The 12,661-nt window shown below is 69.8% G+C and carries 8 protein-coding genes and 2 pseudogenes; 6 read left to right on the plus strand and 4 right to left on the minus strand.

Features of this window, described 5'->3' with window-relative positions:
* Window positions 1–204 precede the first annotated feature (204 nt).
* From ACIQTP_RS11870 to ACIQTP_RS11885, 4 genes and pseudogenes are all read right to left on the minus strand, one after another.
* Window positions 205–652: pseudogene (locus ACIQTP_RS11870) on the minus strand (ATP-binding protein).
* Window positions 653–1,682: 1,030 nt separating this feature from the next.
* Window positions 1,683–1,910, minus strand: coding sequence for a DUF6480 family protein (locus ACIQTP_RS11875; RefSeq protein ID WP_403398818.1), 228 nt, complete (start codon window positions 1,908–1,910; stop codon window positions 1,683–1,685).
* Between the two features lie 677 nt (window positions 1,911–2,587).
* Window positions 2,588–2,852: pseudogene (locus tag ACIQTP_RS11880) on the minus strand (hypothetical protein); the annotation flags it as partial.
* A 17-nt stretch (window positions 2,853–2,869) separates the two neighbouring features.
* On the minus strand, window positions 2,870–4,048 hold the full coding sequence (locus ACIQTP_RS11885) for an AI-2E family transporter (RefSeq protein WP_403398821.1): 1,179 nt from the start codon (window positions 4,046–4,048) through the stop codon (window positions 2,870–2,872).
* Window positions 4,049–4,366: 318 nt separating this feature from the next.
* On the opposite strand from ACIQTP_RS11885, the gene ACIQTP_RS11890 reads away from it, so the two are divergent.
* From ACIQTP_RS11890 to ACIQTP_RS11915, 6 genes are all read left to right on the plus strand, one after another.
* A complete protein-coding gene (locus tag ACIQTP_RS11890; RefSeq protein WP_403398823.1) occupies window positions 4,367–4,855 on the plus strand; it encodes a flavin reductase family protein in 489 nt (162 codons plus the stop codon).
* Between the two features lie 391 nt (window positions 4,856–5,246).
* Window positions 5,247–6,233: a YihY/virulence factor BrkB family protein gene (locus ACIQTP_RS11895; RefSeq protein WP_403398825.1), complete on the plus strand. Its 987-nt coding sequence runs from the start codon at window positions 5,247–5,249 to the stop codon at window positions 6,231–6,233.
* 518 nt (window positions 6,234–6,751) lie between these two features.
* Window positions 6,752–8,557, plus strand: a complete 1,806-nt coding sequence (locus ACIQTP_RS11900) for a methylmalonyl-CoA mutase family protein (RefSeq protein ID WP_403398827.1) — start codon at window positions 6,752–6,754, stop codon at window positions 8,555–8,557.
* 8 nt (window positions 8,558–8,565) lie between these two features.
* Window positions 8,566–10,740 carry a methylmalonyl-CoA mutase gene (scpA, locus tag ACIQTP_RS11905; protein WP_403399116.1) on the plus strand — a complete coding sequence of 725 codons (2,175 nt, stop codon included), beginning with the start codon at window positions 8,566–8,568 and terminating at the stop codon, window positions 10,738–10,740.
* Between the two features lie 5 nt (window positions 10,741–10,745).
* Complete coding sequence (gene meaB / locus ACIQTP_RS11910; protein WP_403398829.1) at window positions 10,746–11,732, plus strand: methylmalonyl Co-A mutase-associated GTPase MeaB; 987 nt, start codon at window positions 10,746–10,748, stop codon at window positions 11,730–11,732.
* Window positions 11,733–11,916: 184 nt separating this feature from the next.
* Window positions 11,917–12,657, plus strand: a complete 741-nt coding sequence (locus ACIQTP_RS11915) for an FAD binding domain-containing protein (protein ID WP_403398831.1) — start codon at window positions 11,917–11,919, stop codon at window positions 12,655–12,657.
* Window positions 12,658–12,661 lie beyond the last annotated feature (4 nt).

A 12,661-nucleotide genomic window follows, 5' to 3' on the forward strand; every position in this document is an offset into this window, starting at 1 on the left:
GCGCCTTCGTCCTCGACGAGCCCGGCGTCTTCCGGAAGATCCAGGACGGTCGCGCAGTGCTCGCACCGTTTCCCGTTGCCGGCCGGTGTACCACACACCGTGCAGAACCGGTTGGCCCGCAGGTCTTCGGTCTTCTCTGTCAGGGCCTCTCCCGCACGAGTGAACAGCGACCGCTGCCAGGTGCCCCCGAGCAGCGACGGAGATCTATTGGTTTCTTGACGGCGCCGACGCGTCAACCTCGTGCGTCTTGGCGTCGGGCGCGCGAAAACATGCGCTGACCGACTTCCCGTGGAGACAGGGGTGGGACTCCTGATTCGGCCATGGCGTCCACGAGGAACATGCCGCGCCCTCCGAGGCTCTCCGTGCCGGCATCGCGAGGAACCGGCAGGTCGCCGGACTTGTCGTGCACGGAGACATGCAGGCACTGGTCGTCACAGGTCATCACCAACTGTGCGCTGCTGTGGGCGTGGCGGTGCGCATTGGTCACCAGCTCCGAGACGGTGAGCAGTACGGCGTCCACCGTCTGCGGAGCGGTGGTGGACCAGCCCAGCGCCTCCAAATGCTCACGCGCCCAGTCACGGGCTGTCTTCACTTCGCTGTTCAGGGGCAGCGTGCGCGCCCAGCCCACTGCCCGGAGCGACGAACCTTCCATGGCGATCCTTCCTCGTTGAGGTGAGTGTGGTCAGCGATGGCCACAAAGCTTCCCAGCAGGCATCGAACTTGGGGCCCGGAGACGCGGGTCGGCAGCGGCTCCACGTGCCTGTCCGGCCGGCCGTCGACCCTCCTTTCCCACCTGTCCCAAGGCACCGCGTCCGGACCTGCTTCGGATACCCCCGGCACGTCGACTCAGCCCTGCCGCCCGGCACCCCCACAGAACACGACCCCTCAGCGCCGCCCCGGGTCCGTGGTCGCAGCAGTACGAGCGGGGGTGCCTTCCGGCACGTAGTCGGAGTCCGGCTCGCACCGGGCACGCGGCAGCCCTTACGCGCGGTCCGCGAGCAGTCCGATGCCGGCGAGCGTGTAGGCGCCGTCGTGCCAACGGAGGCACACCAGTAACCGAAATGGGCCTGCGGGGCGTAGGCGGGCCGGCGCTGCTGCTCGCCGGTGAGGTCGGAGATGCGAAAGACTCACTGTCCGTGCGAGCTGTGGGCGGCATCGAAGCACAGGCCTTCGCCCAGTCGCTGTTGCAGCTGGTCCCTGTCGACGACCAGCCGCCGGGCAGGGGCGAGCGTCGCCACCTTCCGCCGTCCTCCACCGATCATGACCATGCCCGCCCGAGGATCCGGGGAAGGGAATCCAGGGCGGGCTGTGGTCACGGCTGATCGTGCCGCACGCGGGGCACGGTTCAGCGGCGGCGCAGCATCATGACGACAGCGACGATGACAATGATGACGACGACGGTACCCAAACCTATGTACACGAGTTTCTCTTTCTTTCGGGGAGCGGCACCCATCGGTTCCGCAGAGAGCCGAGTGCCCCCGTCAATGCCTTTCAGCCCGCTCAGGTGAGTCTGTTGCCCCGCTGTGACATTCACCCGTCACTGCTGGCGGAGCGCCCGAAAGAGGGGGCCCCGACACCCCGTCCGGCATCGCGATCACGAAGGCGAACAGCGGGCCGGAGCGCAGGCCGACAGCCATCTCCCCGACGAGGCCTCGCGCGTCTGGGAGCATGCGCAGGACGCGTTACGCAATCAGGACCACCACCATGGCAATCAATCCGATCGCTACCAGTGCCACCACCACCATGATCAGGACGAGTGCCATCGGTCCCCATCCCTTGCCCACCGCGGGTGGCTCCGGATGGGAGATGCCATAAGTGCCCCCTTCGGCGGGCGGTGTCTCACCGGGTGACACACCGCGGCCCGGCTCGATTCCCGGGGTTCGCGTGGGGTCGGGGTCAGGAGTCGTCATGGCGCACGCTCCTCTCGGTGCCCAGCTCCCCAGAGCTGGCCACGTCGTTGGGTTTGACAGATGTTCAGCGGGCCGTGGGGCGGCGTGGCGGGGACGGGCGGACTCCGGGTCGCGTTCGACGGCCAGGTCGCCGATGGAGACGATGCCCACCGCGTGCTGCGCTGCCTTCACCGTGACCAGATCGTCGCTGTACGCGTCCGTAGTCCGCGCAACCGCTCACCCTCGGCGACCAGGACAGCACCTACGTCCTCGTCTCCCGCGTCATCCGGGCCACGACTGCCACCGAGGTCAGCGGTTGACGGTCACCGGGGCCTTTGTCATGACGTCGCTGACGTGCTGAGTCATGGAACCATCCCTTCGTGCGGTGGGGGGCTTTCACCGCCGTTCAGCCTCCGAGTACCCGTAGTCCATCGGTCCCAACGCCGTCACCAGGAGCGCGCGGACCGACGGTCAGGATGCCTGGTTGTCGGAGTGGCGGCGAACGACGAAAAGCGGCATTCGTCGAGGCCGCGACGCCCGCGATCCGCAACGCCATACCCCGTGGATGGCGCCGCGCAGTGCGGAGAGTTCCGCGCGCTCGCGGAGGGCGCCAGGACGATCTTCCAGCCCCGCCCGGCCGGTGCGCGCAGCAGGTCGCCCGCCTCGTCCAGCGCCGGTAGCCGCTCGAAGTACGGGGCCTAGAGGGCGTGGTGGGCCGCGGCGAGTTGGTCGTCGCCGTCAGGGTCGCGGTCGTCTCCCGGCAGGTGCACGATCAGCTCGCCGCTACCGAGGCCCCTGGCCTCGGTGAATCCGGCGTCGACGTAGGGGCGCACGGCTTCGACGACGGCGTCCACGTCGTCACCGCAGGCCCACGAACGTGGCGGGTTCGAGCAGCTCCGAGTTGACCGGCCAGCCGCCGCCGAACCAGCGGAACTGGTCGTGGGCGCGGGCGACCGCCGCGTCGTGGAGCCCATCCGGCGTCATTTCCGCTCCTTCTCGGGAAACACGTACTCGTCGAGGACCAGGCCGACGGCGACGGCCGCCGGGATGGCGACGAGGGCGCCGATGATGCCAAGGAGCGCCCCGCCGACCAGCACCGCAAGCACGGTGACCAACGGGTGGACGTCGACGGCGAACTTCATCGTCCTCGGCACAATGAGGTAGTCCTCGGCAACCCGGAAGACGACGTAGAAGACCGCGGTCGCAATCGCGATGGGCAGCGACACGGACAGCGCGACGAGGCTGACGACGATTCCGGCGAGAGTGGAGCCGACGATCGGAATCAGGTCCATCAGGGCTGTGAAGATGCCCAGCGCGGCGGCATACGGGACACCGGTGGACGCGCACCAGCCGAAGGTCGCTACGCCGGCGATCCCCGAGGTGACGAGGTTGCCGAGCATGAACTTCCCAATCCGGTTCATGATCTCTTCGGCCACGCCCTCGACCCGCTCGCGGCGGCTGACCGCCACGAAGCGGTAGCAGAACTGTTTGATGGTCGGCAGTGCCGCCATGCAGTACAGGGTCACCGTGATCACGATCGCCGTGGACGTGACGGTACTCAGGACCATCTGGCCGGCGCCCAGTACGCCCCCCGCCAGACCGGTCGCTCCGTTTCCTGAGCCGATCTGCTGCTTGGCCCTCTCGACCAGGTGGTAGCGGTCCTCCAGCCGACCGATCGACGACTGGTGGTCGTGGAGCTGCTCCAGCCAGTCGGGCACCGCGTCGGCCAGTGCGTTGATCTCCTTGGCCACCGGCGGAATGACCAGAGCCAGGAATCCGCCGAGTACCACGATGAACCCCGTCAGCACGATCGCGACGGCCCAGCCGCGCCGCAGACCACGGCGCGCGAACCACACGACCATTGGTTCCAGACTGACCGCGATGAACACGGCCAGCAGCAGCAAGGTCAGCATGGAACTGACCCGCAGAACGGTCTGAACGGCGAGCCACGCCAGGCTCGCGCCCAGTCCCAGGGCGAACCCCACTGTCACCCATGACCGCCTACGACCGCCGCGTGGATCGCGATGCGGCGGCTCCTGGGGCGCCTTCCAGGACGCCTGTACGGCGTCCGTCGGGCCGGGGTCGGCGCCGCTCACGCCCGTCTCTTCCACCGCACCGTGCTCCTCCCGCGTGGACTCGGGTTCGGACTGCGCAGACATCACGACGCCTCTCCTCGACTGCCTCGAACGGGCGCAGGTGTCACCGCTCAACACCCCCGGCCGCCTCTCGCCGTGCATGGCCCTGGCAGTGGCACGCACCCTGTGCCGTCGCCCACGAGCAGTTCGTCCGAGACGGATTGGTGGCACCGTTCCCGTGTACCCCGGCGCTCCGCTCGTACCGCGTCCATGGCCGTCAGAGCGTGAAGGTGCGCCACTTCAGTAGCACCCAGGTCACCGAACGCGCCGTGAACCAGCCGGGACACCAAAGTGTGGAACGCTTACCCGGCATCCGATCTCCTGAGGCAGGAACCAAGTACCGTGACCGATCTCGACCCCTTCACCGACTTGCTCGACTATCCGATGTACGTCGTGACCGCCGAAGCTCACGGGGAAAAAGCCGGCTGCCTGGTCGGATTCGCCTCGCAGTGCTCGATTCGGCCCGCCCGGTTCATGATCTGGCTGTCCAAGGCCAACCGGACGTACCGGGTGGCCGAGCACGCCGAACGGCTCGTGGTCCATCTTGTCCGCCGCGACCAGGACCGGCTGGCCCAGCTCTTCGGCGGCAAGACCGGCGACCGCACCGACAAGTTCACCGACACCCCGTGGCACCCAGGACCGGGCGAATCGGTGATCCTCGACGAGGCCCCCGCCTGGTTCGTCGGCCGCGTGGAGAACCGGATCGACGGCGGCGACCACGTCGGCTTCCTTCTCGCTCCGGAGGCGGCGGAAAACCTCGCGGGCAACCGCACCCCTCTGCTGACGTTGAACGACACCCATGACATCACCCCGGGCCACCCAGCGAACTGAGCCATCGGTACGGGCGTGAAGCTCCTCCTAGTTGTGCCCCTACGGTGGGCGCCTGCGCCGTATCACCGCTCTCTCGCTGGACGCGGGGCTGCCGGCAGCGAGGGCGGGTGCTCCTTCAGCGACACGCTCGGGACGCCCGACCCGGCCCTCGACAGCGTCGTCGACCACGAGGCCGTCAGACTTCTCGCGGATGCGCGTCTGCCGTCTGATCGGCCTCTGCCGCGACCAACCAAACAGGGCGAGTTGGTCTCATCCGGCATACTGGCCCTCGCCCTGGCCACGTTCGCCGTGATCCGCCCGAAGCCGCTCGGCGACCCATCATGGACAGCCCCGCTACGCGACAAAGGCGACGCCGACGCATGGTCGAGCCGGGCCGGGATACCCCAGTGGTATGGCACGGATACCGGGACCCGGACAGCAGGACGAGCACCCTAGGCCGGACAAGCCCAGCAAACTGCCGAAGCGGTCCTGGTGGGCGGTACTCAAGGGCACGATCAGGGAATTCCAGAACGACGAACTCGCCGACCGGGCCGCCGCGTTGACCTACTACGGGGTCCTGTCGCTGTTCCCGGCACTGCTGGTCCTGGTCTCACTGCTCGGCATCGCCGGCAGGTCGGCGACCCAGCAAGTCCTGGACAACATCGAGAAGCTGGCGCCGAGCTCGGCCCGGAACATCGTCAGCGACGCGGTACGGCAGCTTCAGGCGCCCGGCGGCCTCGGCTCGATCGTGGCCGTGGTCGGCATCGTGCTGGCGGTGTGGTCGGCCTCCGGCTACATCGCGGCGTTCATCCGCAGTGCCAACGTGGTGTACGACATGCCCGAGGGACGCCCCGTGTGGAAGGTGCTGCCGATCCGGGTCGGTGTCACGGTGGTGCTGCTGGTCCTGACGGTGATCAGCGCACTGATCGTGGTGTTCACCGGCGGCGTGGCCCGCGCGGCCGGTTCGGCGCTCGGAATCGGGGACGCCACGCTGAGGGTGTGGTCGATCGCGAAGTGGCCGGGGCTGGTCATCCTGGTCATGGTCATGATCGCGATCCTGTACTGGGCGGCGCCGAACGTGAAAGGCCGCGGCTTCCGTTGGGTCACTCCGGGCAGTGTGCTGGCCCTGCTGGTCTGGATGATCACCTCGGCGGGGTTCGCGTTCTACGTGGCTCACTTCGCGTCGTACAACAAGACGTACGGCACGCTCGCCGGCGTGATCGTTTTCCTGATGTGGCTGTGGTTCAGCAATATCGCGGTCCTGCTCGGCCTCGAATTCGACGCGGAACTGGCCCGCCAGCGTGCCGTCATCGGCGGACTCCCGAAGGGTGAAGAGCCGTACCTCCCGCCCCGTGACACCCGCGCCTGGAGCAAGGAAGACCACCGCCGTATGGAGTGACGCCGCTCGCGACCGAGAAGGCAGCCGAGCACGCTCGGCGTCGTCGAGCGCATCGGCAGTCGGCTGTGCGGCTTCGGCACCGCCGTAGGCTCCGCGGATCCCGCCCCGGAACATCCGGCGCTGGGGCCCGGCGGTCGCAGGAGTGGCTCGCGGGTGCCGTACGGATCACCGATCTCGCGGTGGCGCGCGCGGCGCGCGGCCGTGGCGTCGCCACCGGGCTCCTCGACGTACCGCCGCTGCCCGCCATGGACGACCGGGCCTGGGCGGTGACCGGCCATCAGGAAACCGCGGCGCTGAACTCCTTCCGCTGCCGGGGCCGGCCCCGGACCGTGCACCCGCGGCCCCGGGGGGCCACCCCGCGCAGATCGTCCTCCTCGCTCCGCGACACCTGGCGCTGTCCGAGATCCATGTGCTGCCGTAGTACGAACCCGCCCTGTTGATCAAGACCACCCCTGGGAGGTCAAGGTCACAGCCGCGTCCTCTGCTGCTCACCTGCGTATCTGGCCTAGCATCCGAGCATGACGGTCCTGCCTGACGACGGGCTCTCGCTGGCCGCCGAGTTCTCTGACGCGACCCATGAGCAGTGGCAACGCCTTGTTGAAGGCGTCCTGCGCAAGTCGGGCAAGGAAGTCTCGGGCACGGCAGCGGAAGACGCTCTGTCCACCACGCTTGAGGACGGGCTGCGCGCCCGGCCTCTGTACACCGCGGACGACTCCGCGCCCGATCCCGGCCTGCCCGGTTTCGCTCCCTTCGTCCGGGGCGGGCGACCCGAGGGCAACACGCTCGGCGGCTGGGACGTACGGCAGCAGCACACGGCCGCCGACGGCCCAGCGGTCCTCGCGGACCTGGAGAACGGCGTCGCCTCGCTCTGGCTGGTCGCCGGTGCGGACGGCATCGCGGTGTCCTCGCTCGACCGGGTCCTCGACGGCGTCTATCTCGACCTGGCGCCCGTCGTGCTCGACGCGGGACGTGAAGTCGAGCCCGCCGCACGCGAGTTGCTACGGCTTTACCAGGAGCGTGGGGTCGCCAAGGAGGCGGCGCGCGGCAACCTGGGAGCCGACCCGCTGGGCTACGAGGCCCGCACGGGAGACGGCGGGTTCGACTTCGCGCCCGTCGCCGCTCTCGCGGGGCTGTGCGCCGAGGAGTACCCGGGGCTGCGGGCGCTGACCGTGGACGCGCTGCCGTACCACGAGGCCGGCGGCTCGGCGGCCCAGGAGCTGGGCAGTTCGCTGGCGACCGGCGTGGCCTATCTGCGGGAGCTGACCGAGGCGGGCCTGACCGTCCAACAGGCCGTCGCCCAGCTGGAGTTCCGGTACGCGGCGACCGCCGACCAGTTCCTGACCATCGCCAAGTTGCGGGCGGCGCGCCGGCTCTGGGCGCGGGTGACCGAGGTGTGCGGGGCCCCGGGCGGGCAGGTGCAGCACGCGGTGACCTCGCCGGTGATGATGTCCCGCCGCGATCCGTGGGTGAACATGCTGCGCACGACGGTGGCGACCCTGGCCGCCGGGGTGGGCGGCGCCGACGCCGTCACCGTGCTGCCCTTCGACCACGCCCTGGGCCTGCCGGACGCGTTCGCACGGCGAATCGCCCGCAACACCTCGACGATCCTGGTCGAGGAGTCGCATCTGTCCCGGGTGATCGATCCGGCGGGCGGCTCCTGGTATGTGGAGCGGCTCACGGACGAACTCGCCCACGCGGGCTGGGAGTTCTTCCAGCGGATCGAGCAGCAGGGCGGCCAGGCGGCGGCCCTGCGCTCCGGGCGGCTCGGCCAGGACCTCGCCCACACCTGGGAGGCGCGCAGCGCGAAGCTCGCCAAGCGGCGCGAACCCGTCACCGGGGTCAGCGAGTTCCCGAACCTCGCCGAACGCCTCGTAGAACGCGCTCCCGCCCCCGTACCGCCGTCCGGCGGGCTGCCGCGGGTGCGGCGCGACGAGGCGTTCGAGGCGCTGCGGGCCCGCTCCGACGCCCACCTGGCGGCGACCGGTTCGCGGCCGCGGATCTTCCTGGCCGCCCTCGGCCCGGCCGCCGCGCACACCGCCCGCCTCACCTTCGCCTCGAACCTGTTCCAGGCGGGTGGCATCGAGGCCGTCACCGAGGGCGCCTTCGAGGACAGCGGTGCCACCGAGGTCTGTCTGTGCTCCAGCGACACGCTGTACGAGGAGCGGGCCGCGGAGGTCGCCGGGGCGCTGAAGGCGGCGGGCGCCGGGCACGTGTTCCTCGCGGGCCGTCCCGGGCAGTACCCGGATGTCGATGCCTATGTCTTCGCGGGGTGCGACGCCGTCGCCGTGCTCTCCGCCACCCTCGACCGTATGGGAGTGTCCTGATGGCAGCGATGGGAATCCCCGACTTCTCCGGGATCGAGCTGGGGGTCCCGAAGGCCGACGGCACCAGCGACGAGTGGCGCGGCGCCGTCAAGAGGGCCACGGGCGGGGCCGATCTCCTGTGGGAGACCCCGGAGGGCATCGCGGTCGAGCCGCTGTACACCGGGCAGGACGTGGAGGGCCTGGACTTCCTCGGCACCTACCCGGGCATCGCCCCGTATCTGCGCGGCCCGTACCCGACGATGTACGTCAACCAGCCCTGGACGATCCGTCAGTACGCGGGCTTCTCCACCGCCGAGGAGTCCAACGCCTTCTACCGCCGCAACCTCGCGGCCGGTCAGAAGGGCCTGTCCGTCGCCTTCGACCTGCCCACCCACCGCGGCTACGACAGCGACCACCCGCGTGTGACCGGTGATGTCGGCATGGCGGGCGTGGCGATCGACTCGATCTACGACATGCGCCAGCTCTTCGACGGTATCCCGCTGGACAAGATGACCGTGTCGATGACGATGAACGGTGCCGTGCTGCCGGTACTGGCGCTCTACATCGTGGCGGCGGAGGAACAGGGCGTACCGCCCGAGAAGTTGGCCGGGACCATCCAGAACGACATCCTCAAGGAGTTCATGGTCCGCAACACCTACATCTATCCGCCGAAGCCGTCGATGCGGATCATCTCCGACATCTTCGCCTTCACCTCGCAGCGGATGCCGCGCTACAACTCCATCTCCATCTCCGGCTACCACATCCAGGAGGCGGGCGCGACGGCCGACCTGGAGCTGGCGTACACGCTCGCGGACGGGGTGGAGTACATCCGGGCGGGGCGGGAGGCGGGCATGGACGTGGACGCGTTCGCGCCCCGGCTCTCCTTCTTCTGGGCGATCGGCATGAACTTCTTCATGGAGATCGCGAAGATGCGGGCGGCCCGGCTGCTGTGGGCGAAGCTGGTCAGGCAGTTCGACCCGCAGAACGCCAAGTCCCTTTCCCTGCGCACCCATTCGCAGACCTCCGGCTGGTCGCTGACCGCGCAGGACGTGTTCAACAACGTCACGCGTACGTGTGTGGAGGCGATGGCGGCGACGCAGGGGCACACCCAGTCGCTGCACACCAACGCCCTCGACGAGGCGCTCGCCCTGCCCACCGACTTCTCGGCGCGCATCGCCCGCAACACCCAGCTGCTGATCCAGCAGGAGTCCGGCACGACCCGGGTGATCGACCCGTGGGGCGGCAGCGCGTACGTCGAGAAGCTGACGTACGACCTCGCCCGCCGGGCCTGGCAGCACATCGAGGAGGTCGAGGCGGCGGGCGGTATGGCCAAGGCCATCGACGCGGGCATCCCCAAGCTGCGCATCGAGGAGGCCGCGGCCCGCACCCAGGCCCGGATCGACTCCGGACGCCAGCCGGTCATCGGCGTGAACAAGTACCGGGTGGAGACCGACGAGCAGATCGACGTCCTCAAGGTCGACAACTCGTCCGTACGCACCCAGCAGATCGAGAAGCTGCGGCGGCTGCGCGCGGAGCGCGACGAACAGGCGTGCCAGGACGCCCTGCACGCCCTGACGCGGGCCGCCGAAGGCACCGGCAACCTGCTGGAGCTGGCGGTGAACGCGGCCCGTGCCAAGGCCACGGTCGGCGAGATCTCGGACGCCCTGGAGAAGGTGTACGGGCGGCACGCGAGCCAGATCCGTACGATCTCGGGTGTGTACCGCACCGAAGCCGGCGAGTCGCCGTCCGTCGAACGCACCCGCACCCTGGTGTCCTCCTTCGAGGAGGCCGAGGGCCGTCGGCCCCGGATCCTGGTCGCCAAAATGGGCCAGGACGGGCACGACCGCGGCCAGAAGGTGATCGCCACCGCCTTCGCCGACCTCGGCTTCGACGTCGACGTCGGCCCGCTGTTCCAGACCCCGGGCGAGGTGGCCCGCCAGGCCGTCGAGGCGGACGTACACATCGTCGGGGTGTCCTCGCTGGCCGCCGGGCACCTCACCCTCGTACCGGCGCTCAGGGAGTCGCTCGCCGAGGAGGGCCGCGAGGACATCATGATCGTGGTCGGCGGGGTGATCCCGCCGCAGGACGTGCCCACGCTCCTGGAGATGGGCGCGGCGGCCGTCTTCCCGCCCGGAACAGTGATCCCGGACGCGGCGCACGACCTGGTGCAGCGGCTGTCCGCCGACCTCGGCCACGACCTCTGACCCCCATGGCGATCGACCTCGACACCTATGTGAAGGGCGTACTCGACGGAAAGCGGGCGCTGGTGGCACGCGCCATCACGCTCGTGGAGTCGACGAAACCCCAACACCGCGCCCTGGCACAGGAGTTGCTGACCGAGCTGCTGCCGCACAGCGGGAAGGCGCGGCGGATCGGCATCAGCGGCGTACCCGGTGTGGGCAAGTCGACGTTCATCGACGCGTTCGGCACGCTGCTCACCTCGCTCGGGTACCGGGTCGCGGTGCTTGCCGTCGACCCGTCCTCCAGCCGGACCGGCGGTTCGATCCTGGGCGACAAGACGCGCATGGAACGTCTGGCCGTCGACCCGGCGGCGTTCGTACGCCCCTCCCCCACCGCCGGCACGCTCGGCGGGGTCGCCAAGGCGACCCGTGAGTCGATCGTGGTGATGGAGGCTGCGGGCTACGACGTGGTCCTGGTGGAGACGGTAGGCGTCGGCCAGTCCGAGACCGCCGTCGCGAACATGGTCGACTCCTTCCTGCTCCTGACCCTCGCCCGCACCGGCGACCAGTTGCAGGGCATCAAGAAAGGTGTCCTGGAACTGGCGGACGTCATCGCCGTCAACAAGGCGGACGGCCCGCACGAACGCGACGCCCGGAGCGCGGCACGGGAGCTGGCGGGCGCGCTGCGCCTGATGCATCCCGCCGACGCGGCCTGGACACCGCCGGTGCTGAGCTGCAGCGCCCGGGAGGGCACCGGCCTGGACACAGTCTGGGAGTGCCTCGAACAGCACCGGTCCCTCCTCCATTCCACCGGCCGCCTCGCCGCCAAGCGCCGCGACCAGCAGGTGGACTGGACGTGGACGATGGTCCGCGACGAACTCCTCGGCCGGCTGCACGGCGACCCGGCCGTACGCGCCCTCGCCCCCGGCCTCGAACGGCAGGTGCGGGACGGGGAGTTGACGGCCACGCTGGCCGCCGAGCGCATCCTGGGGGTGTTCGGCAGCGAGAGCGCCTGAACCGCCGCCGGCACGGCCACCGACCACCACCATCGGCTCCTTCCAGTGCGCGGGGCGCACCGGGTGACGCAGTGAGCCCTGTACGCGCCCCTGCCTGCCGGGGAAAAATGCGCCGTGTCGACGGTCGTATGGCTGAGGTAGTGCGTACCCGGCCGCTCACTTCCCAGAAAGCAGGTCGGCTGCCGTGCTCTTGCGTCTGCCCACGTCCGTTTCCGAAGCACAGGAGTGCATGGCCGAGGGGGCGGTGCCCATAGGCGGGGCGACCCTGGTGTGGGCCACCTGGCAGCGGGACGGCTTCCCCGAGCAGGCCATGTCACTGCGCGACCTGCCGGAGGCCAATTCGATCGGCCGCGAGACGCTCGGCGGGGCCGTGATACTGAACCGGATCGACGACCGCGTGCCCGAAGCACTGCGCCGGGCGGCCGCCACCGTGGGGACCGGAGCCGTGCGCCGCACGGCCACCGTCGGCGGCAACATCGTCGGGAGCACCCTGCGCTGCCTGCTGCCCGCCGCACTCGTACTGGAAGCCCGCGCGGTGGTCCTGGAACCGGACGGCGTCTACGAGACCGACCTGACCGAGGTACTGGCCAAGGGCCACCTGCTGCTCAGCCTCCGCTGGCGCGATCCGCTCGCCAGCGCCTACCGCAAGCTGGCCGGCGAAGCGGGCGGTCCGCCACCGCTCGTCGTCGCCGCCGCTCTGCACACCGCCGACACCGGAGGAACGCGCCTGCGAGTCGCCGTCCGCGACGGGTACGACGTACTCACCGAGAGCACCGAGCACGACACCGGCTCCGGCTCCGGCTCCGACTTCGAACGGGTCCTCGACGACCTGCGTCGCACGGCCGTCGGCGCACTGCACGCCACGGCCTGGGAGGCGGTCCACCAACTGGTCACCGACCTCTTGTCCCGTCCCACCGGCCGTTGAGGGC

This window comes from Streptomyces sp. NPDC090798 (genome assembly GCF_044768965.1).
Classification (GTDB): Bacteria; Actinomycetota; Actinomycetes; order Streptomycetales; family Streptomycetaceae; genus Streptomyces.